This is a genomic window from Rhodopseudomonas sp. AAP120, assembly GCF_001295845.1.
GTDB lineage: Bacteria > Pseudomonadota > Alphaproteobacteria > Rhizobiales > Xanthobacteraceae > Rhodopseudomonas.
Window position 1 is genome coordinate 1 of sequence record NZ_LJIC01000067.1, and the last position, 21,344, is coordinate 21,344.

Genomic DNA, 21,344 nt, shown 5'->3' on the forward strand with positions numbered 1-21,344 from the left:
CCCCCCCCATCCACGTCTTTGATGCTGCGGCCGCCCGAAGGCGTGGATGCCCGGGACAAGCCCGGGCATGACGAGGATGGGTAGTTACCTTTCGGCACGCTGCGATCGTAGCGACTCTCGCCCGGCCTACTTCTTCGTCGTACTGATGTTCTCGCCGAAGAATTTCCAGGCCTTGCCGTCGAATTTCGCCATCTTGAAGATGTGATACGCCGAGTAGTCGGTCGGCGTCGTCGTCACGGTGACGCCGGGGAGGAACAGCGGCAGCGAGACGTTGCTGAGGCTGGTCGCCTGCTTCACCAGATTCTCGCGGGTGAGATCGTCGCCGCAATTCTTCAGCAGCACTTCGGTCATCTGCGCCACTGCGTAGCCGACCTGCACGCTGCCGTCGATCGGATTGCCGTCCGGGTACCACTCCTTCATGAAGGCGAGGAATTGCTTGACGCCCTCATCGTTGTCCCAGGCCGGATCGCCGACGATCTTCGAGGTGAAGGCGCTGATCAGCCCGGTCGAGGCCTCGAGCCCGGCAGGCTCCAGCACGCCGCCGATCGAGGCGCCGACCGACACCACGAAATGCGCCGGCGTCCAGCCGAGCGCGTGCACCTTGCGGATCGACTGCGCGGCGAATTTCGGCGACGCCACCGTCAGCAGCGTATCGGCGCCCGAGGCTTTCAGATTGACGATCTGCGAGTCGATGGTCGGATCGCTGACCTCGTAGCTCGCCTCCTTGATGATCGCCGAGGCCTTGTCGCCGAGGCCTTCCTTGAAGCCCTTGAGATAGTCCTTGCCGAAATCGTCGTTCTGATAGATCACCGCGATCTTCGCCGCCGGCATCTCCTTGGCGATGTACTTGCCGTAGATCTTGGCCTCTTCCTCGTAGGGCGGGTAGAACGGCGTGGTCCAGGGGAAGTCCTTCGGGTCGTTCCATTTCGACGCGCCCGAGGTGATGAAGATGTGCGGCACCTTCTTGCCGCGCAGATATTTCTGGATCGCCGAATTGGTCGGCGTGCCGAGCGAGCCGACGATCGCCAGCACCTCGTCCTGCTCGACCAGCTTGCGGGTCTGCTCCAGCGTCTTCGGCGGGCTGTAGCCGTCGTCCATCGAGATGAGGTTGATCTTGCGGCCGTTGATGCCGCCCTTGGCGTTGACCATCCGCCAATACGCCGCCTCGACCTTGCCGTTGACGCCGTAGCCCGACGCCGGGCCGCTATACGGCATGGTCTGGCCGAGCTTGATCTCGGTATCGGTGGCGCCGACGTCGTAACGCTTGTCGGCGGCGTAAGAGGATACGGATGTCACTGCCGAGGCCGCCACCGCCGCAAGCAGCAGCGCGGCGATCAGTTTGAGTCGCATGGTTTCACTCCCAGGATGATGCGGTTGTCCGCATTGTTGTTAGTTGTGGCTATCACGCGGGCGTGAAGGTGTCGAGCGACGGTGATACACTCGGTGGCCGCGACAAGGACTGCGGGCCGTTACCAAACCGCACAGCGGAATTCCAAAGCCGATGCTGCATCGCACTATTAGTCGGCCCCGCATGTCGTTGCGCTCATGCGGGCTACGCAAACCCCTCCCCGTCATTCCGGGGCGACGGTCGCGCGTCGCGCGGCCGTCGAACCCGAAATGACTCGGGGATGGGGCGGTGACGGCCGACGCAATGAGGAAGCTTGCTACGCGCCGCAGCCTCGATCGCGCTTAGTTACATCCCGCCCGGTTGCGCAGCAGCGCGATGTCGCCGAGCACGTTGGTGGAGGGCTTGTGCTTGGCGGCCTCCTCGGCCGCCGTGCAGGCGCCCGGCTTGTCGCCGGTGTCGACGCGGGCGAAGCCGAGATTGGACCAGGCGTCGGCGAGATCGGGCGTCGCCGCCACCGCCTCTTCCAGGATGGCGCGGGCCTGCTGCGGCCGCTTGCCGAGCAGCAGCGCGCGGCCGTAATCGGCCAGCAGCGGCTTCAAGGGATCGGGCTGCTTGCGGGCGATCCTGAACAGCTCGTCGGCATAGTCGATGTCGCCGAACCGCATCATCGTGACGATAGCGAAGCCGTGATAGACGGCGCTCTGCTCCGGCGCCAGCAGCCAGGCCTGATTGAAGCGCTGCGCCGCCTCGATGGCGCTGTTCTTGCCGATCGCGCGCCAGCCGCGCAGGCTCGCCTCCTCGAACGCCTTCTGCCGCGAGCCGGTGGCGGCGACCAGCGCGTCGACGAATTTGGCGTCGGCCGCCTGCTGCTCCGGCGTCTTGGCAGCGAAGCCGAAGAACGGCTGCTGGTTGGCCGGCGCCGGATAGCTCTTCTTGGTGACGCGCACGCCGGGCGCGACTTCGACAGTTTCGGCGCGCGCCGGCGCAGCGAGCAGCAGCGCCGCGACGATCATCAACGCCGAGCGGCGCACGGCCGGCCTAAAGAAACGCAAAAGCCGGCCGTGCATCATCATCGGTTCCCTTCACGCAAGCGGGCCATCCCGCCGGCGCGCGGGATCAGGTCCCGCGCAACATTTCGCTGACGACGACCCAGTCGGCGCCGTTGAACTCCAGCATATAGCCGTCCTTGATCGGACGGAAATCGGTCGGCGTGGTGTTCAGCGTGATGCCGGGCAGCAGCAGCGACAGCGACACGTTCTTCAGGTTGGCGGCCTGCTTCATGATGTTGTCGCGGGACAGATCGTTGCCGCACTGTTTGAGCAGCGCCACCAGCGCCTCGGCGACGGTGTAGCCGTACAGCGCCGCGGTATTGTTGGGGTCGACGCCCGGCAGACGCGCCTTCATGAAGTCGATATAGCCCTGCATCGCGGCGTCGCCCTTGGGCTCGGCCACATAGGGCTTGAGCGAGCCGAGCGACAGCACGCCCTTGCCGGCCTCGATCCCCGCCGGGTCCATCACGGTCGCCTTGTTGGCGCAGCCGCTGGCCAGGAAACGCTGCGGACGCCAGCCGACTTCATGCGCCTTACGCAGCGCCTGGGCGCAGGCGCGCGGCGTCACGCTGTAGATCAGGAACACGTCGGCCTTGGTGGCGGCCAGCGTCAGCACCTGCGAGTCGACGGTGGGATCGGCGACTTCAAAACTCGACGCCAGCGCGATCGCCTTGTCGGCATCCGCGCCGAGCGCCTCCTTGACGCCGCGCAGATAGTCCTTGCCGGCATCGTCGTTCTGATACAGCACCGCGAAGCGCGCATTCGGGTTCTTGGCGCGGGCGTAGTCGACGTTGATCTTGGCCTCGCTGATGTAGTTCGGCGCCCAGGGCAGCGCGATCGACCACGGCATGTTCTGCGGGTCGTTCCATTTCGACGCCGAGCTGATCAGGAAGATCTGCGGGACTTTGTTGGCGTTGAGATATTTGGCGATCGCCGAACTCGGCGCCGTGCCCATGGTGGCGGCGATGAAGGCGACGCCCTCGCCTTCGACCAGCCGCCGCGCGGCTTCCATGGTCTTCGGCGGCGAGAAGCCGTCGTCGAGCGACATCAGGTTGATCTTGCGGCCGCCGACGCCGCCCTGCTCGTTGACCTGATCGAAATATGCGACGATCGCCTTGCCGGTGGCGCTGAGCGCCGAAGCCGGGCCGCTATACGGCATGGTGTTGCCGATCTTGATCTCGGTGGCGGTGACGCCGGGCGCATTTTGCGCCTGCGCCGTCGTGGCGAGCGCCGCCGCGAACGCCGCGCCGAGCCAGAGCCGAAGTGCGGTCATGTGTGTCCCTTCCCTTGGGTTTTTGTTGCGATGCGAAGTCGCTGTTGTTTTTCGGGAAGGATGCGAGCGCTTACTAATCAGGTCTTGTGCCCAGCCGCTGGTGGCGGCGCGATGTGGTGTCGCTGGCAGCGCACGTAGCGCTGTAGCCCGGGTGAGCGGAGCGACACCCGGGGACTTGTCTTGCACTCGTCTTGCGCGGCGCCCCGGATATCGCTTCGCTCATCCGGGCTACGGGACAGCTACTTCTCTTTCGCCGCCCGCAGCTTGGCCCAATAATCCAGCCGCTTCCTGATTTCGCGTTCGAAGCCACGGTCGGGCGGGTCGTAGAAGGTCTGGCGGCCGAGCGCGTCGGGGAAGTAGTTCTGGCCGGAGAAGCCTTCGGGCGTGTCGTGATCGTACTGATAGCCCTCGCCATAGCCCTCCGACTTCATCAAGCCGGTGGGCGCGTTGAGGATGTGCTTGGGCGGCAGCAGCGAGCCCGCGCGTTTCGCCGTACTCATCGCGGCCTTGTAGGCGGTGTAGCCGGCGTTGGATTTCGGCGCGGTGGCGAGATAGATCACCGCCTGCGCGATCGCCAGCTCGCCCTCCGGCGAGCCGAGGAAATCGTAAGCGTCCTTGGCGGCGTTGCAGATCACCAGGGCCTGCGGATCGGCGAGGCCGATATCCTCGACCGCCATCCGCACCACGCGGCGGGCCAGGAACAACGGATCCTCGCCGGCGTCGAACATCCGGCACAGATAGTACAGCGCCGCGTCCGGATCCGAGCCGCGCACCGACTTGTGCAGGGCGGAGATCAGATTGTAGTGGCCGTCGGCGCCCTTGTCGTAGATCGGCGCGCGGCGCTGCAGAATGTCCTGCAGCTGTGCGGCATTGAAGACTTCGCCGGCGCGGGCCGAGCGCCAGACCTCTTCGGCGAGCGTCAACGAGGCGCGGCCGTCACCGTCGGCCATCCGCACCAGCACCGCGCGAGCTTCGGCGTCGAGCGGCAGTTTCTTGCCTTCGACCTCCTCCGCATGCGCGAACAGCTTTTCGATCGCCTCGGCGTCGAGCGAGCGAAACACCAGCACGCGCGCGCGCGACAGCAGCGCCGCGTTGAGTTCGAACGACGGGTTCTCGGTGGTGGCGCCGACCATCACCACGGTGCCGTCTTCCATCACCGGCAGAAACGAGTCCTGTTGCGCCTTGTTGAAGCGATGCACCTCGTCGACGAACAGCAGCGTGCCGGTGCCCATTTCGCGCCGCGCACGCGCGGCATCGAACACTTTCTTCAGATCGGCGACGCCGGAGAACACCGCGGAGATCTGCTCGAAATGCAGCTCGGTGGCATCGGCCAAGAGCCGCGCCACGGTGGTCTTGCCGGTGCCAGGCGGGCCCCAGAACACCAGCGAGCCGAGCGTGCGGGTTTCCAGCATCCGCGTCAGTGCGCCGTCGGGGCCGACGATGTGATCCTGACCGACGACTTCGCTGAGCGTGCGCGGCCGCAGCCGATCCGGCAACGGCCGCGGCACCTCGCGCTCGAGCCCGGCGGCCGCGAACAGGTTGTCGCTGTGGTGTTGCGGGCGCTTGGGGCTCATCGGCAGGCTTACACCCTGTTCCCGCGCACGGCTTGCTCCTTCTCCCCGCGTGCGGGGAGAAGGCTGGGATGAGGGGGCGTGTCCACAGACCCGAGCCTCTCGTCTGTTAGTCCACGCAACAGCTCGGCTGCGCGGAGACGCCCCCTCACCCGCTCATCGAACTGCGTTCGACGAGCGACCTCTCCCCGCAGGCGGGGAGAGGTTAGAAGCGGCGCCGTGCTCATCATCATCCGCCGAGCGTGACGTTGATCTGCTGGCCGCCGCGGACCAGGGTGATGCGCCAGAGGCGGAAGGACTCGTTGGTGATGCGCTCGAGGTCGCCGGTCTTGGCGATGCGCTTGTTGTTGACCGCGACGATGATGTCGCCCTTCTGGAAGCCGACGCCGGCAGCCGGCGCATCGTCGGCGAGATCGGTGACGACGACGCCCTCGACGCTCGGATCGAGCCGCAGATCGTCGGCGAGCGCCGGCGAGATGTTGGCGATCTTGGCGCCCTGGAACGGCGAGCGCGCGGTCAGCACGATCTCGTCGCGGCCGGTGTCGGGCGCGACTTCGAGCGGCATGCTGAGCTTCACCGCCTTCGCGCCGCGCTGCACCTCGATCGACGCGGTGCCGCCGAGCGGCCGCGTCGCGAAGCGATAATCGAACGCGTTCGGATCATCGACCGCGAAGCCGTCGATCGACACGATCAGGTCGGAAACCTTGAGCCCGGCCTTCTCCGACGGGCTGCCCTTGCTGACGCTGGCGACCAGCGCGCCGCTGGGCCGCTTCAGGCCGAGCGTTTCGGCGATCTCCGGCGTCACTGCCTGCAAGCGCGCGCCGAGCCAAGGTCGTTTCACCGCCTTGCCGCCGGTCTTGGCTGAAGCGATCACCACCCGCACCATGTTGGCGGGGATCGCGAAGCCGATGCCCTGCGAGCCGCCCGAGCGCGAGAAGATCGCGGTGTTGATGCCGACCAGCTTGCCGGTCATGTCGACCAGCGCGCCCCCCGAGTTGCCCGGATTGATCGCGGCATCGGTCTGGATGAAGAACTGATAGTCGGTGATGCCGACCTGGGTGCGCGCCAGCGCCGAGACGATGCCGTGAGTGACGGTCTGGCCGACGCCGAACGGATTGCCGATCGCCAGCACCAGATCGCCGACCAGGAGGTCGTCGGAATTGGCGAGGTCGAGCGTGGCGAACTTCTCCTTGGTATCCTTGAGGCGCAGCACCGCGAGATCGGTGCGGCTGTCCTTCAGCACGATCTCGGCCTCGAACTCGCGCTTGTCGGCAAGCGCGACCTTCACTTGGTCGGCGCCCTCGATGACGTGGTTGTTGGTGACCACGAGGCCCGAGGCATCGACCATCACGCCCGAGCCGAGCGAGCGCTGGATCTGCTCCGGCTGCGGTCCGCCACCGCCGAAGAAGCGGCGGAAGATCGGATCTTCCAGCAGCGGGTTGCGGTTCTGCACCACCTTGGCGGCATAGACGTTGACGACCGCGGGCTGCACCGTCTGCACGATCGGCGCGTAGCTGAGCTTGATCTCGGCCTGGGACGACGGCAACCGCCGCTCCTGCGCCGCGACCGGAGTCGCCAGAACGATCGACAAACAAAGGGCAGCGAAGCTTCGCATCGAAATCATGTTTGAGAATCCAGTGAGGGCGTCAACGACGCGGCAGATATAGTCCCCCGCGCCCGATTGGAGAAGGAAAAGCCGGCAAATGCGGGGCTTGTCCCGCGTCACCAGCGATCAGGCGCCGGCATGGGTCTCCGCCGGCGCGGCCGCGGCGAGTGCCGTGCCGGCCCGGGCACGGTGCTCCTCGGCCCAGCGTCGCAGCGCGTCGATCACCGGCCGCAGGCTCTCGCCCAATTCCGACAACTCGTATTCGACGCGCGGCGGCACCTCGGCAAACACCTCGCGCAGCACCAGGCCATCCTCCTCCAGCGCGCGGAGCTGCTTGGTCAGCATGCGCTGGGTGATGCCGGGCATCTTGCGGCGCAGCTCGCCGAAGCGCAGCCGGCCGCCCTGCAGATGGAACAGGATCACGCCCTTCCACTTGCCGTCGATCAGGTCGAGCGTCGCCTCGACCGGACAGCCCGGCGCGCAATCGACATTGTGGCGTTTCATGCGATTCTGTCCATTAGTATCCGTTCGGTGACTATATCCCCGAAACGACAGTACTTGCAAGTTTGGTTCAAGATGAGGAAGTTGCGCCCCGCGACCTTGCCTCACACTGGAGTCCCCCATGAAAGCCGTCGGCTACACCAAGAGCCTTCCGATCGACGATCCCAACGCCCTCACCGACGTCGAGCTGCCGAAGCCGACGCCGAAGCCGCGCGACCTACTGGTCGCCGTGAAGGCGGTGTCGGTCAATCCGGTCGACACCAAGGTGCGCAAGCGCGCGGCGCCGCCGGCCGGCGAGACCAAGATCCTCGGCTACGACGCCGCCGGCGTGGTCGAAGCGGTCGGCAGCGAGGTGACGCTGTTCAAGCCGGGCGACGAGGTGTTCTACGCCGGCTCGATCCAGCGCCAGGGCACCAACGCTGAATTCCATGTCGTCGACGAGCGCATCGTCGGCCACAAGCCGAAGACGCTGGACTTCGCCAACGCCGCGGCGCTGCCGCTGACCGCGATCACCGCCTGGGAGCTGCTGTTCGACCGGCTCGGCGCGCAGCCCAGCAAGGCGTTCGATCCGCGCACGCTGCTGATCATCGGCGGCGCCGGCGGCGTCGGCTCGATCCTGATCCAGCTCGCCCGCCGGCTCACCGGGTTGTCGATCATCGCGACGGCATCGCGGCCGGAGACCCAGGCGTGGTGCCGCGAGCTCGGCGCGCATGCGGTGATCGATCACAGCAAGCCGATGAAAGCTCAGGTCGATGCGCTGGGGTTGCCGCCGGTGGCGCTGATCGCCAGCCTGACCAACACCGATACGCACTTCACGCAGCTGATCGACATCCTGGCGCCGCAGGGCAAGATCGGCCTGATCGACGATCCGGTGCAGCCGCTGAACCCGATGCTGCTGAAGGCCAAGTCGGCGTCGCTGCACTGGGAAGCGATGTTCGCGCGCTCGACCTTCGAGACCGCCGACATGATCGCGCAGCACGATCTGCTCGACGAAGTCGCCGGCCTGATCGACGCCGGCGTGCTGCGCACCACGCTGGACCAGACCTACGGCACCATCAATGCCGCCAACCTGAAACGCGCCCACGCGTTGATCGAAAGCGGCAAGGCGAAGGGGAAGATCGTGCTGGAGGGATGGGGTTAGTCGCGTCGACGGATCGTGGCGAACGCACTGCCTGGGGCCCCCTCACCCCACCCCTCTCCCGCAAGCGGGAGAGGGAGCCGGCTGCCGATGCCGCTGCACTGCGGATGAACGTAACTTTGAATCACTGGTACGAAGATCGAGACAAGACGATGCCCTCACCCCGCACGCAGCGAACTCCCTCTCCCGCCTGCGGGAGAGGGTTGGGGTGAGGGCTGCCGCGGATGCTGACTTAGCGATCACCGCATTCTCAGAGTCGGCACGCTCGCGCAAAATTATCACGCGCCCGCTTTGAGCGCGCAACATCGCCCCTACGCGATCATCGGTAGCAGCCGGCGCAGTTCGGCCTGCAGATCCGCGATCGCCTGCGCGTCGCCGGACAGGTGCCGCAGCAGATATTTCTGAAACAACCCGTCGAACACCGCGTACAGCGACTCCGGCGACATCGCCGGGGTCTTGCCGCCGAGTTCGGAGAAGCGCGACACCACGCGCCAGACCATGTCCTCGAGGCTCTTGTCGATCGCGGTGACGTCGTCGCGGAAGGCGGTTTCGAACAGCGCCTGGGCGCGGAGGTCGTACCACAGGCGGTGCATGCTCGCCTCAAGGCGCATCGTCTCGCCGAGCTTGTCGAGAAAGCCGTCGAGCAGTTCGTCACGGCTGCGCGCCGTCGAGGTGATCTGATCGTAGCGGGTGACGCACTTGCCCTTGTAGTAGCGCACGCTGCAGCAGATCAGATCGAACTTGTCGCTGAAGTAATAGTGCAGCACGCCGTGGCTGAATTCGGACTTCTGCGCGATCTCGCGCAGGCTGGTGCGCGCGTAGCCGACCTCCGCCAGCGTCTCCAGCGCCGCCTCGGCGAGTTCGATCCGCCGCGCATTGAACTTGTCGATCGGCGGCCGGGCGCCGCGCTTCGGCGCGCCCTCTCCGCACGGTTTCCGTTCGAGCACTTGCTCCGTCATTCCCTGCCTTTACTCCGAGCGCGCCGTTTCGGCCGCCGCATCATGCCTGTCCCGAGCCGAAAAATCACCGATCAGCCTGCCCGGGAACTCTTGACAATCGTCCAGATATATTTTGACAATCGTCTAATAAAAATTGGTCAACCGTCAAGGACATCGTCGCCGCCTGTTCTGCGCTCTGCAAAGCAGCCGGCACGGTCACACAACGCCTTGATGGAATTGGCCTTTCACAGGGAGGACGACAATGAACAGAACGACTCTGTCTGGAAAAACCGCGTTGGTGACCGGGGCCGCCCGCGGCATCGGCGAAGCCATCGCGACGGCGCTCGGTAAAGCCGGCGCCTCGGTCATGATTACCGACGTGCTGGCCGATCTTGGGCGGCAGACCGCCGCCAAGCTGACATCCTCCGGCATCAGGGCGGCTTTCACGCAGCTCGACGTCACCGACGAGACGCAGTGGGAAGCTGCGGTGGCGGCGACCGTGGCGGAATTCGGCGGCTACGACATCCTGATCAACAATGCCGGCATCGAGCTGACCTCGCTGATGGCCGATATCAGCGCCGCCGACATGCGGCGGATGTGCGACGTCAACGTCGTCGGCACCGGCCTCGGCATCAAATACGCCTTCCGGGCGATGAAGCCGGACGGCACCGCCGGCAAAGGCGGCGCGATCGTCAACATCTCTTCGGTCGCCGCGACCATCGCCTATCCGGCGATCGGCGGCTATTCGGCGACGAAGTCAGCGGTCGACCGGATGACGCGTGTCGCCGCGATGGAAGCCGGCAAGCTCGGCTACGGCGTGCGCGTCAACTGCGTCTATCCGGGTCTCGCGCCGACCGAGATGGGCCTCAAGCTTGCGAACGACATCGCCGCGCTGGGGCTCGCGCCCGACGTCAATGCCGCGGTCGGCTCGGTGATCGAGCAGACCCCGCTCGGCCGCCTCGCCGAGGTCGCCGACATCGCCGACGCCGTGGTGTTCCTCTGCACCGACGACGCCCGCTTCATCACCGGCGCCGGCCTTCCGGTCGACGGCGGCATGGGCACCTGACTGGGCACCTGACGGCTTTTCCCACGGACACAAGGACAGCGAACATGAGCGACACGCGACCCGTCGTGGTTTACGGCGTCTCCGGCTACACCGGCCGGCTGGTGTGCGAATATCTGCGTGAGTACAACATCCCCTTCATCGCGGCCGGCCGCGACAAGGCCAAGGTGCAGGCGGTGGTCGACAAGATCCCCGGCATCGAAACCGCGGACTACGAAGTCGTCGAAGTCGAACACACCGTCGCGGCGCTGACGGAATTGTTCAAGGGCGCGCGCGTGGTCAGCAACATGGTCGGGCCTTTCATCAAGTATGGGCCCGAAGTGGTGGAAGCGTGCCTCGCCGCCGGTTGCCACTATCTCGACACGACCGGTGAACAGGACTGGGTGCTGAAGGCGCAGTCGAACTGGGGCGATGCGTTCGCGGCGAAAGGTCTGCTGCTCTCGCCGAACCTGGCGCAGATGTACACCACGGGCGAGATCGCCGCGAACATCTGCCTGGAGACGCCCGGCCTCGATACGCTCGACATCCTGGTGTTCTGGAAGGGCCTGCCGACCTACGCCTCGACCCAGACCATCTTCACCATCCTCAAGGCCGACTGGTACTACCTCGAGCAGAACAAATACATGCCGTGGGATGTCACCGCGCGGGCCGACGTCGTGGTGCCGGGTCAGCACGAGACGGCGATTGCCGTGCCGTGGGGCGGCACGGCGCATCCGGTGTGGTTCAAGAACGATCCGCGCGTCGCCAATTGCAAGGTGATGGGCGGCGTGCTGGCGCGGCCGGTGATGGAAGGCGTGGTCCAGACCACGCAGATGGTGAAGGAGCAGATCAAGCCACTGCCGCCGGCCGACCAGGAGAAGGCTTTGGGCGACATCGCCGCGACCTTGCAGGCGACGATGCCGCCGCGTGAAAATCCGCGGATCAACACCTCGGTGGATTCGGTCTACGCCTCCGGCCCGCTCGGCCGTGCGCATTGCGTGATCCACGGCAACTGCAACTACAAGCAGACCGGCATGCTGCAGGCCTACGCCGCCTACTCACTGCTGCAGAAGGCACCGAACCGCGCCGGCTTCGCCTCCGGCTGCCAGGCCTTCGGCCATCGCGAACTGCTCGGCCAACTGCGCAGCTTCGGCCTGGTGATGAAGCCGCAGCTGACGGTGCACGACTGACGGTGAGATCTACATATGCCGTGCCTGGGGCGCCCTCACCCCACCCCTCTCCCGCAAGCGGGAGAGGGAGCGCGCTGCCGATGCGGAGACGCTGCGGATGAACGCGGCGTAGGATTACTGTTAGTTTGGAAATTGCGACGAGGTCATTTCATCCGCCCCGACCGCAGCGAGCCCCCTCTCCCGCTTGCGGGAGAGGGTTGGGGTGAGGGTTGCCGCGGGCACTGTGCGAAAGGCCTGCGAGAATTAACTACGCGATCGTCTGCAGCAAACCGCCTTCGGCGCGCAATGCGGCGCCGTTGGTGGCGGCCGCTTCTTTCGAGGAGACGTACACCACCATGTTGGCGATCTCCTCGACGGTGGCGAAGCGCTGGATCAGCGAACCGGGGCGATGCTGCTTGATGAAGTTGGCGGCTGCTTCGGTCTCCGACTGGCCGTTCTGCTTGGCGAGATCGGCCACGAAGGTCTTGACGCCCTCGCTCATCGTCGGGCCTGGCATCACCGCGTTGACGGTCACCGCGGTGCCGCGGGTGAGTTCGGCGAGGCCGCGCGACACCGAGAGTTGCGCGGTCTTGGTCATGCCGTAGTGGATCATCTCCTTCGGGATCATCAGCGCGGATTCCGAGGCGATGAAGACGATGCGGCCCCAATTGCGCTTCAGCATCGCCGGCATGTAGGCCCGCGACAGCCGCACGCCGCTCATCACGTTGACGTCGAAGAAGCGCTGCCAGTCCTCGTCCGGAATGTCGAAGAAGCCCTTCGGCTCGAAGATGCCGGTGTTGTTGATCAGGATGTCGACGTCCGGCTGGGCCTTCACCAGCTTGGCGCAGCCCTCCGCGGTCGAGACGTCCGCGGCGACCCCGGTGATCGTGCCGCCCTTGGCGGACTTCTTCACCGCGGCGACGGCCTCGTCCACCTTGCCTTGCGTGCGGCCGTTGACCACGACATTGGCGCCGGTTGCGGCGAGCCCCTTGGCGATGGCGTGGCCGATGCCGGCGGTCGAGCCGGTGACGAGCGCGGTCTTGCCGGAGAGATTGATGTGCATGCGGATGCTCCGTTGAGGACATTGGCAATCAGTTGCCCGTTACTCATCGACCAGAACGTCGCCCCCGACACCTCACAAGGTTGTGGTCGAAGCCTCTCGCCGTCATTGCGAGCGAAGCGAAGCAATCCAGCACAGTGCACGGAGCTGGATTGCTTCGTCGCTTCGCTCCTCGCAATGACGGCGAGGCGCATAACGAAATAGGCGGCGCTTGGGGCGCCGCCTATCGAAACTCACTATCTGAGAGAGCAGCTTACGCCGCGTCGGCCGTCTCCTGCGTCGGGCCGGAATCCTTGCCCTTGGCGTCTTCGTCGCGGTCGACGAATTCGATCACCGCCATCGCGGCGTTGTCGCCGTAGCGGAAGCCGGCCTTGATGATGCGGGTGTAGCCGCCGTTGCGGTCGGCGTACCGCGGGGCCAACACGTCGAACAGCTTCTTGACTTGATCCTTATCGCGCATTTCGGCGATCGCCTGACGGCGCTTGTCGAGGCCGCCCTTCTTGCCGAGCGTGACCAGCTTCTCGACGATCGGCCGCAGTTCCTTGGCCTTCGGCAGCGTGGTGACGATCTGCTCGTGCTTGATCAGCGCCGCGCACATGTTGGCGAACATTGCCTTGCGATGCTCGGCGGTGCGGTTGAGCTTCCGGTGAACCTTGCCGTGATTCATGACGTGTACTTCCTCGAATGATTCCCGACGGTTCGTCGGAGTTGCTCAGGTGGGCTGCCTGCGTTCGCCCGGGTGATTAGCAAAGCAATGGCCGGGCGCTGGCGCCCGGCCATGAAGACGTCGATCAGTAGTGATCCTCGAAGCGCTTGGCGAGCTCGTCGATGTTCTCCGGCGGCCAGCCCGGCACTTCCATGCCGAGATGCAGGCCCATCTGCGCCAGCACTTCCTTGATTTCGTTCAGCGACTTGCGGCCGAAGTTCGGGGTGCGGAGCATTTCGGCTTCCGACTTCTGCACCAGGTCGCCGATGTAGACGATGTTGTCGTTCTTCAGGCAATTCGCCGAACGCACCGACAGCTCCAGCTCGTCCACCTTCTTGAGGAAGGCCGGGTTGAAGGCCAGATCCGGGATGATCTCCTGGGTGACTTCCTTGCGCGGCTCTTCGAAGTTGACGAAGACGTTGAGCTGATCCTGCAGGATGCGCGCCGCGTAAGCGACGGCGTCCTCCGGCGTGATCGCGCCGTTGGTCTCGACCGTCATGGTCAGCTTGTCGTAGTCGAGGATCTGGCCCTCGCGGGTGTTCTCGACCTTGTACGACACCTTGCGGACCGGCGAGTACAGGCTGTCGACCGGGATCAGGCCGATCGGCGCGTCTTCCGGACGGTTACGCTCGGCGGCAACGTAGCCCTTGCCGGTGTTGACGGTGAATTCCATGCGGATCTCGGCGCCCTCGTCGAGGGTGCAGAGCTGCAGGTCGGGGTTCAGCACGACGATGTCGCCGACGGTCTGGATGTCGGCGGCAGTCACGGCGCCCGGGCCCTGCTTCTTGATGACCATCCGCTTCGGGCCTTCGCCCTGCATCTTCAGCGAGATGTCCTTGATGTTCAGCACGATGTCGGTGACGTCTTCACGCACGCCGGCAATCGAGGAGAACTCGTGCAGCACGCCGTCGATGTGGACCGACTGCACCGCCGCGCCCTGCAGCGACGACAGCAGCACGCGCCGCAGCGCGTTGCCCAGCGTCTGGCCGAAGCCGCGCTCAAGCGGCTCGGCGACCAGCGTCGCGAACCGGGTCGCGTCGCTGCCTTGGGTCACCTGAAGCTTGTTCGGTCGAATGAGTTCTTGCCAATTCTTCTGGATCGTCACTGTGTCACCTTCCTGGCCAGTCCATCGCCGCCGAAAATCAAGGCGCGGTCGTCACTAGCATTGGAAACTGCGGATCAATCCGCGCCAAAGTATCGAAAACAGTCGCGGGCGGCGCATGGCCACCCGCGAGGAAAAATCACACCCGGCGGCGCTTGCGCGGCCGGCAGCCGTTGTGCGGGATCGTGGTGACGTCGCGGATCGACGTCACCGTGAAGCCCGCGGCCTGCAGCGCGCGCAGCGCCGATTCACGACCCGAACCCGGGCCCGCAACCTCGACTTCGAGGGTGCGCATGCCGTGCTCCTGCGCCTTCTTGGCGACGTCCTCGGCCGCGACCTGCGCGGCGTATGGGGTCGACTTGCGCGAGCCCTTGAAGCCCATCGTGCCGGCCGACGACCAGGCAATCGCATTGCCCTGCGCGTCGGTGATGGTGATGGTCGTGTTGTTGAACGACGAGTTCACATGCGCGATGCCCGAGGCGATGTTCTTGCGCTCGCGGCGGCGAATGCGGCCGGCTTCCTTAGCCATGGTCTACCTTTCCTGAGATCTCAACGCCGCCGTAACACCAGCGGCTCCACCGAAACGACGAATGCCGAAAAGCGGATGGCGATAGGATTCCCCTACCCGCCGCCCGCTTTCCGCAATTCGCAAAACTTACTTCTTCTTGCCGGCGATCGCCTTCGCCGGACCCTTGCGGGTGCGGGCGTTGGTGTGGGTGCGCTGACCACGCACCGGCAGGCCGCGACGATGACGCAGGCCGCGATAGCAGCCGAGGTCCATCAGGCGCTTGATGTTCATGCCGGTCTCGCGACGCAGGTCGCCTTCCACGAGGTAATCGCGGTCGATCACTTCGCGGATCTGAAGAACCTCGGCGTCGCTGAGCTGATTGACGCGACGCTCGACGGGGATCTTCACCTTCTCCAGGATGTCGGCCGCATTCTTCTGGCCGATGCCATGGATGTACTGAAGCGCGATCAGCACGCGCTTGTTGGTCGGGATATTCACGCCGGCAATACGGGCCACAGACTTCTCTCCTGTCACCGACCGTTCGGCCGGCTGATATTTTGCTATCTCGGGCTGGCGTTCACAAACGCGAACACGACGCCATCCCCTTGGCTTCTTTCGGGGCCCGGCATCGTCTGAAACCTATCCGACGGGATATCGGGCCTTATTAAAGGATTCTGTTGCGTTTCGTCAACCGAATCCAGGTTCAAGATCTCTTTTTCGTGACCGCCTTGGACTTCTTGGCAGCCTTTGTCGCAGCCTTTGCTGCCTTGGGCGCCTTCTTGCCCGCCTTCGGCGTCACCGCCTTCGCCTTTCGGGTCTTCGGCGCGGCCGACTTGGCAGTCTTTTTGGCGCTCTTGGCGGCCTTTTTGCCAGCGACCTGAAGGGCTTTCGCCGCCTTCTTCGCACCGGCCTTCACGACCGCCTTGGACTTCTTGACAGACGCCTTGCCTGCCGACTTGGCCGGAGCCTTCGCGGCAGCTGCCTTCTTGCTCGCAGCCGTCTTGCCGACCGGCTTCTTGGCCGGAGCTTTTTTCCCCGCAGGCTTGGCGGCCGTCTTGCTCGACTTCTTGGCCGACCGCTTCTTGGCGGTCGCGGACTTGGCGGCCTTCTTCTGGTCGGCCTCGGCGACGGCGGCCAGCACCCGGCCGATCTCGCGCGTGACCTCGTCGATCGTCATCATGCCGTCGACGGTGAGCAGCTTGCGCTTCTCGGAGTAGTACTCCACCAGCGGCTCGGTCTGGGCACGGTAGGCGGCCAGACGCTTCGCCAGCGCCTCGGCATTGTCGTCGGCACGCGGCTCCTCGCCCCTCGCCCGCATCTCCGCCACACGGGTCTCGACCCGCGCCAGCAGCGCGCTCTCGTTGACCCGCAGTTCGACGACGGCGTCGAGCGACAGCTTCTTGTCCTTCAGCAGCGCGTCGAGCGCCTCGGCCTGCGGCACGGTGCGCGGGAAGCCGTCGAGGATGAAGCCGTTGGCGGCGTCGTCCTGCTCGATGCGGTCGGAGATGATGCCGATCACCACCTCGTCCGGCACCAGGCCGCCGCTGGCCATGATGTCCTTGGCCTTGAGGCCGACCGGCGTGCCGGCCGCGACGGCGGCGCGCAGCATGTCTCCGGTGGAGAGCTGGACGATGCCGTACTGCTGAACCAGTCGCGCCGCTTGCGTTCCCTTGCCCGCCCCCGGCGGCCCGAGAAGGATCAGTCTCATTTCTTGCGCCCCCGCAACTTCGACTTCCGGATCAAGCCTTCATACTGGTGCGCCAGCAGATAGCCCTGCACCTGCGCCACCGTATCCATCGTGACGCTGACCACGATCAGCAGCGAGGTTCCGCCGAAATAGAAAGGCACCGAAGCGTAGGAAATCAGGACTTCCGGAATCAGACAGACGATCGCCAGGTAGATCGCGCCGACAACGGTGATGCGGGTCAGCACGTAATCGATGTACTCGGCGGTGCGCTCACCCGGCCGGATGCCCGGAATGAAGCCGCCGTGCTTCTTCAGATTGTCCGCGGTCTCGGTCGGGTTGAACACGATCGCGGTGTAGAAGAACGCGAAGAACAAGATCATCGCGATGTAGAACAGCAGGAACAGCGGACGGCCGTGGCCGAACTGCGTCACGATCCACTGGAACCACTCCGGACCGGTGCCGGAATTGAAGCTCGCGATCGTGGTCGGCAGCAGCAGCAGCGACGACGCGAAGATCGGCGGGATCACGCCCGAGGTGTTGAGCTTCAGCGGCAGATGCGAGGACTGGCCCTCGAACATCTTGTTGCCGACCTGCCGCTTCGGATACTGGATCAGCAGCCGGCGCTGGGCACGCTCCATGAACACGATGAAGGCGATCACGACGACGGCCATCACCAGCACGACCAGGATCAGACCGGTCGACAGCGCGCCCTGCCGACCGAGCTCGAGCATGTTGGCCAGAGCGGACGGCAGCTCGGCGACGATGCCGGCGAGGATGATCAGCGAAATGCCGTTGCCGATGCCGCGCGAGGTGATCTGCTCGCCCAGCCACATCAGGAACATCGTGCCGCCGGTCAGCGTGATCGTGGTCGACAGCAGGAAGAACACGCCGGGCTCGGCGACGACGTTGCCGGCGCCCTGTAGGCCGACCGCGATGCCGTAGGACTGGAACGCCGCCAGGATCACCGTCAGATAACGGGTGTACTGGTTCAGCGTTTTGCGGCCCGCCTCGCCTTCCTTCTTCAGCGCCTCGAGCTGCGGCGACACCGTGGTCAGCAGCTGCACGATGATCGATGCCGAGATGTACGGCATGATGTTGAGCGCGAAGATCGCCATGCGGTGGATGCCACCGCCGGCGAACATGTTGAACATGCCGAGGATGCCGCCGGCCTGGGAGCGGAACACCTGCTCCCACACGGTCGGATCGATGCCGGGCAGCGGAATGTAAGTGCCGAGGCGATAGACCAGAAGCGCACCGAGCGTGAACCAGATCCGCTTCTTCAGTTCTTCGGCTTTACCCAGCGCCGAAAAATTGAGATTCGCCGCAAGTTGTTCCGCTGCAGAGACCATGTCCGGCTTTCTCCCGCGCTACTCGTCCCAAGGCCGCCGGATGCAGGCGGCCGAGTCAGCGCCGGGCATCAATTTGGTGCGCAACTAACGAAAAATCCACCATCCCGGCAAGGCCGGCGCCCGCTTTCGCGGGCGATGACGGCAAATTTACGCAGCCTCGCCTTCGTCCTTCTTCGGCGCCAGAATCTTGACCGAACCGCCGGCCTTTTCGACCGCTTCGATCGCCGACTTGGTGGCGCCGTGCACTTCGATGTTCAGCTTGGCGGTGAGTTCACCGCGGCCGAGCAGGCGCACGCCGTCGAGCGAACGGCGCAGCACGCCGGCTTCGACCAGCGCAGCAGCATCGACGACCTTGCCGGCGTCGAGCTTCTTGGCATCGACCGCTTCCTGCAGACGGTCGAGATTCACCTCGGAGAATTCGAGGCGGAAGATGTTGTTGAAGCCGCGCTTCGGCAGACGACGATGCAGCGGCATCTGGCCGCCCTCGAAGCCCTTGATGCGCACGCCCGAACGCGCGGTCTGGCCCTTGCCGCCACGGCCGCCGGTCTTGCCCTTGCCGGAGCCGATGCCACGGCCGATGCGCATACGCTTCTTGCGCGCGCCCGGATTGTCGGAGATCTCGTCGAGCTTCATCGCCCTACCCTCTTACTTCTCGTCGACGACGCGAACGAGGTGTTGCACCTTGGCGATCATGCCGCGAACCTCAGGCGTGTCCTGAAGCTCGGTGACCCGGCCGATCTTGTTGAGCTTGAGGCCGACCAGCGTCGCACGCTGCGAGGAATGGCGCCGGATGGGGCTGCCGATCTGCTCGACCTTGATCATGTTTGCGGCCTTGGCCATCGTCTTCACTCCAGATCGCGTCTTGCGTCAGCGTGATCGCCGACTCCGAGTTATTCGGCAACCACTTCCGCGTCGCCGCCGACGCGGCGGGACTGCAGGGTGGACACCTTGATGTTGCGGCGGGCCGCGACCGAACGCGGCGAGTCCAGATGCTTCAGCGCGTCGAAGGTGGCGCGAACCATGTTGTACGGGTTCGACGAACCGATCGACTTCGCCACCACGTCCTGGATGCCGAGCGTCTCGAACACGGCGCGCATCGGGCCGCCGGCGATGATGCCGGTACCGGCCGGAGCGGCACGCAGATAGACGCGACCGGCGCCGTGACGGCCGGCGATGTCGTGATGCAGCGTGCGACCTTCGCGAAGCGCGACGCGGGTCAGGTTGCGCTTCGCCGATTCGGTCGCCTTGCGGATCGCTTCCGGAACTTCGCGCGCCTTGCCGTGGCCGAACCCGACCCGGCCCTTCTGATCGCCGATCACGACCAGCGCGGCGAAACCGAAGCGCTTACCGCCCTTCACCACCTTCGCCACACGATTGATGTGGACGAGCTTGTCGACGAACTCGCTGTCGCGCTCCTCGCGATTGCTCCGTTCGCGTCCACCGCGTTCGCGTTCACCTGCCATGGTGTTTTCCAATCCTTGCGAGGCCGGAGCCTCGATCCTGGTATCCGTTCAATCCGAAAATTAGAAGCTCAGTCCGCCTTCGCGCGCCGCATCCGCCAGCGCCTTGACGCGGCCGTGATACAGATAGCCGCCGCGATCGAACACGACTTCCTTGACGCCCTGCTTCACCGCCCGCTCCGCGACCAGCTTGCCGACAGCCTTGGCGGCGTCGATGTTGGCGCCGGTGTTGCCAGCCTCGCGCAGCGTCTTCTCCAGCGACGACGCCGAAGCCAGCGTCTCGCCCTTCAGATCGTCGATCACCTGGGCGTAGATGTGCTTCGACGAGCGGAAGATCGACAGCCGCGGGCGACCATTGGCGGTGCGCCGCAGTGCGATCCTGACCCGAGTCTTGCGCCGGGCATTCGTGACATTCAACTTCGACATGACCCGGCTCCGTTACTTCTTCTTGCCTTCCTTGCGGAAGATGAACTCGTCGGAATAGCGCACGCCCTTGCCCTTGTAGGGCTCCGGCGGACGGTAGTCGCGGATCTCGGCGGCGACCTGACCGACCTTCTGCGGGTCGATGCCGGCGACGTTGATCTCGGTCGGCTTCGGCACCGTGATGGTGATCCCTTCCGGGATGTCGTACAGCACGTCGTGGCTGTAGCCGAGCGCGAGCTGCAGCTTCTTGCCCTGCAGCGCAGCGCGATAACCGACGCCGGTGATCTCGAGCTTCTTCTCGAAGCCCTTGGTGACACCCTCGACCAGGTTCGCGATCTGCGCGCGCGCGGTGCCGTACAGCGCCTGCGCCCGATTGGTCTCGTGCCGCGGCGCCACCTTCACCACGCCGTTCTCGAACTTGACGTCGACGTCGTCGTGCACGACGAACTGAAGCTGACCCTTCGGCCCCTTCATCTTGACGGTCTGACCCTCGACGGTCGCCGTCACGCCGGACGGGACCGTGACGGGCTTCTTGCCAACGCGTGACATGGTCGATCCTTCTTCAACCCTGCATCTTCCTGCGTGACCACGCCACGGAGGATGCGCCAATTTCCGTATCTGTCGCGCGTCGGCCGGACACTCCGGCCATCGCGCTTGCGATTAGAACACCGTGAACAGGACCTCGCCGCCGACATTGGCGTCGCGGGCGTCGTGATCGGCCATGATCCCCTTCGGGGTCGACAGCACCGAGATGCCGAGGCCGTTGTTGACGCGCGGCAGGTTCTTCACCGACGCATAAACCCGACGGCCAGGACGCGACACGCGTTCGATCTCGCGGATCACCGGCTCGCCGTCGAAATACTTCAGCTCGATCTCGAGCTCGCTGCGTCCCGACGGATGCTCGACGCTGGCGTAGCCACGGATGTAGCCCTCGCTCTTCAGCACTTCGAGCACGTTGGCGCGCATCTTGGAGCCCGGGGTCGAAACCTTGGACTTGGACCGCATCTGCGCGTTGCGGATGCGGGTGATGAGATCGCTGATCGGATCGTGCGTGGACATCTGACGACCCTCCCCTTACCAGCTCGACTTCACGAGGCCCGGAACCAGGCCCTTCGAACCCAGGTCGCGGATCGCGATACGGCTCAGCTTGTTCAGGCGATAGACCGAGCGGGAACGGCCGGTGACTTCGCAGCGGTTGCGAATCCGGGTCGTCGACGAATTGCGCGGCATCTCGGCGAGCTTCAGGGTCGCCGCGAAACGCTCCTCCATCGGGAGGTTCTTGTCGGCGATGATGGCCTTCAGACGCGCGCGCTTCGGCGCCGCGTTCTTGCTCATCTTCCGCCGACGATTGTTCTTCTCGATCGAACTCTTCTTTGCCATGCCAGGCTCCTGGGTTTCCGCGTTTGAGAGGCTT

At 65.1% G+C, this 21,344-nt stretch carries 24 protein-coding genes; 3 read left to right on the plus strand and 21 right to left on the minus strand.

The annotated features are described in order from the left end of the window. Positions 1–126: 126 nt before the first annotated feature. The 6 genes from IP86_RS11605 to IP86_RS11635 all read right to left on the minus strand — a co-directional run bounded on the left by IP86_RS11605 (position 127) and on the right by IP86_RS11635 (position 7,351). Entirely contained in the window at positions 127–1,350 is a 1,224-nt protein-coding gene (locus tag IP86_RS11605) for an ABC transporter substrate-binding protein (protein ID WP_054162686.1), read from the minus strand. 339 nt (positions 1,351–1,689) lie between these two features. Continuing rightward, positions 1,690–2,421 (minus strand): tetratricopeptide repeat protein, encoded by a 732-nt coding sequence (locus tag IP86_RS11610; RefSeq protein ID WP_156332473.1) that lies wholly within the window; start codon positions 2,419–2,421, stop codon positions 1,690–1,692. A gap of 43 nt (positions 2,422–2,464) precedes the next feature. After that, on the minus strand, positions 2,465–3,670 hold the full coding sequence (locus IP86_RS11615; RefSeq protein WP_054162687.1) for an ABC transporter substrate-binding protein: 1,206 nt from the start codon (positions 3,668–3,670) through the stop codon (positions 2,465–2,467). A gap of 239 nt (positions 3,671–3,909) precedes the next feature. Further along, positions 3,910–5,244: a replication-associated recombination protein A gene (locus IP86_RS11620; protein WP_054162688.1), complete on the minus strand. Its 1,335-nt coding sequence runs from the start codon at positions 5,242–5,244 to the stop codon at positions 3,910–3,912. Positions 5,245–5,470: 226 nt separating this feature from the next. Beyond that, positions 5,471–6,865: a DegQ family serine endoprotease gene (locus IP86_RS11630; RefSeq protein ID WP_054162690.1), complete on the minus strand. Its 1,395-nt coding sequence runs from the start codon at positions 6,863–6,865 to the stop codon at positions 5,471–5,473. Positions 6,866–6,973: 108 nt separating this feature from the next. Beyond that, entirely contained in the window at positions 6,974–7,351 is a 378-nt protein-coding gene (locus tag IP86_RS11635; RefSeq protein ID WP_054162691.1) for a winged helix-turn-helix transcriptional regulator, read from the minus strand. A 118-nt stretch (positions 7,352–7,469) separates the two neighbouring features. On the opposite strand from IP86_RS11635, the gene IP86_RS11640 reads away from it, so the two are divergent. Beyond that, positions 7,470–8,489, plus strand: a complete 1,020-nt coding sequence (locus IP86_RS11640; protein ID WP_054162692.1) for a zinc-binding alcohol dehydrogenase family protein — start codon at positions 7,470–7,472, stop codon at positions 8,487–8,489. 308 nt (positions 8,490–8,797) lie between these two features. Here IP86_RS11640 and IP86_RS11645 read toward each other — a convergent pair whose 3' ends face one another. After that, on the minus strand, positions 8,798–9,445 hold the full coding sequence (locus tag IP86_RS11645) for a TetR/AcrR family transcriptional regulator (RefSeq protein WP_054162693.1): 648 nt from the start codon (positions 9,443–9,445) through the stop codon (positions 8,798–8,800). Between the two features lie 241 nt (positions 9,446–9,686). Here IP86_RS11645 and IP86_RS11650 point away from each other — a divergent pair, with 241 nt between their 5' ends. Beyond that, positions 9,687–10,490, plus strand: a complete 804-nt coding sequence (locus IP86_RS11650) for an SDR family NAD(P)-dependent oxidoreductase (RefSeq protein WP_054162694.1) — start codon at positions 9,687–9,689, stop codon at positions 10,488–10,490. A gap of 44 nt (positions 10,491–10,534) precedes the next feature. Further along, on the plus strand, positions 10,535–11,656 hold the full coding sequence (locus tag IP86_RS11655; RefSeq protein WP_054162695.1) for a DUF5938 domain-containing protein: 1,122 nt from the start codon (positions 10,535–10,537) through the stop codon (positions 11,654–11,656). 247 nt (positions 11,657–11,903) lie between these two features. Here the strand turns inward: IP86_RS11655 and IP86_RS11660 are convergent, their stop codons facing one another. The 14 genes from IP86_RS11660 to rpsN all read right to left on the minus strand — a co-directional run bounded on the left by IP86_RS11660 (position 11,904) and on the right by rpsN (position 21,310). After that, on the minus strand, positions 11,904–12,698 hold the full coding sequence (locus IP86_RS11660; protein WP_054162696.1) for an SDR family NAD(P)-dependent oxidoreductase: 795 nt from the start codon (positions 12,696–12,698) through the stop codon (positions 11,904–11,906). Between the two features lie 250 nt (positions 12,699–12,948). Next, positions 12,949–13,362 (minus strand): 50S ribosomal protein L17, encoded by a 414-nt coding sequence (rplQ, locus tag IP86_RS11665; RefSeq protein WP_054162697.1) that lies wholly within the window; start codon positions 13,360–13,362, stop codon positions 12,949–12,951. Between the two features lie 124 nt (positions 13,363–13,486). Then, on the minus strand, positions 13,487–14,506 hold the full coding sequence (locus IP86_RS11670; protein WP_054162698.1) for a DNA-directed RNA polymerase subunit alpha: 1,020 nt from the start codon (positions 14,504–14,506) through the stop codon (positions 13,487–13,489). Positions 14,507–14,642: 136 nt separating this feature from the next. Beyond that, positions 14,643–15,032 (minus strand): 30S ribosomal protein S11, encoded by a 390-nt coding sequence (rpsK, locus tag IP86_RS11675; protein WP_054162699.1) that lies wholly within the window; start codon positions 15,030–15,032, stop codon positions 14,643–14,645. A gap of 126 nt (positions 15,033–15,158) precedes the next feature. Further along, positions 15,159–15,527 carry a 30S ribosomal protein S13 gene (gene rpsM / locus IP86_RS11680; RefSeq protein WP_054162700.1) on the minus strand — a complete coding sequence of 123 codons (369 nt, stop codon included), beginning with the start codon at positions 15,525–15,527 and terminating at the stop codon, positions 15,159–15,161. Between the two features lie 187 nt (positions 15,528–15,714). Further along, positions 15,715–16,719, minus strand: coding sequence for an adenylate kinase (locus tag IP86_RS11685; protein WP_054162701.1), 1,005 nt, complete (start codon positions 16,717–16,719; stop codon positions 15,715–15,717). Beyond that, positions 16,716–18,047, minus strand: a complete 1,332-nt coding sequence (secY, locus tag IP86_RS11690) for a preprotein translocase subunit SecY (protein WP_054162702.1) — start codon at positions 18,045–18,047, stop codon at positions 16,716–16,718. Before secY ends, IP86_RS11685 begins: the two co-directional genes overlap by 4 nt. Positions 18,048–18,194: 147 nt before the next feature. Next, the gene (rplO, locus tag IP86_RS11695; protein WP_054162703.1) at positions 18,195–18,680 is read right to left on the minus strand and encodes a 50S ribosomal protein L15; all 486 of its coding nucleotides are present in this window, start codon (positions 18,678–18,680) and stop codon (positions 18,195–18,197) included. A 12-nt stretch (positions 18,681–18,692) separates the two neighbouring features. Next, positions 18,693–18,887, minus strand: a complete 195-nt coding sequence (gene rpmD, locus IP86_RS11700) for a 50S ribosomal protein L30 (RefSeq protein WP_054162704.1) — start codon at positions 18,885–18,887, stop codon at positions 18,693–18,695. A gap of 50 nt (positions 18,888–18,937) precedes the next feature. Continuing rightward, positions 18,938–19,510 (minus strand): 30S ribosomal protein S5, encoded by a 573-nt coding sequence (gene rpsE / locus IP86_RS11705; protein ID WP_054162705.1) that lies wholly within the window; start codon positions 19,508–19,510, stop codon positions 18,938–18,940. Positions 19,511–19,570: 60 nt separating this feature from the next. Continuing rightward, on the minus strand, positions 19,571–19,933 hold the full coding sequence (rplR, locus tag IP86_RS11710) for a 50S ribosomal protein L18 (RefSeq protein WP_054162706.1): 363 nt from the start codon (positions 19,931–19,933) through the stop codon (positions 19,571–19,573). Between the two features lie 12 nt (positions 19,934–19,945). Further along, complete coding sequence (gene rplF / locus IP86_RS11715; protein WP_054162707.1) at positions 19,946–20,479, minus strand: 50S ribosomal protein L6; 534 nt, start codon at positions 20,477–20,479, stop codon at positions 19,946–19,948. Between the two features lie 111 nt (positions 20,480–20,590). Continuing rightward, complete coding sequence (rpsH, locus tag IP86_RS11720; RefSeq protein WP_054162708.1) at positions 20,591–20,989, minus strand: 30S ribosomal protein S8; 399 nt, start codon at positions 20,987–20,989, stop codon at positions 20,591–20,593. Positions 20,990–21,004: 15 nt separating this feature from the next. Continuing rightward, a complete protein-coding gene (rpsN, locus tag IP86_RS11725; RefSeq protein WP_054162709.1) occupies positions 21,005–21,310 on the minus strand; it encodes a 30S ribosomal protein S14 in 306 nt (101 codons plus the stop codon). Positions 21,311–21,344 lie beyond the last annotated feature (34 nt).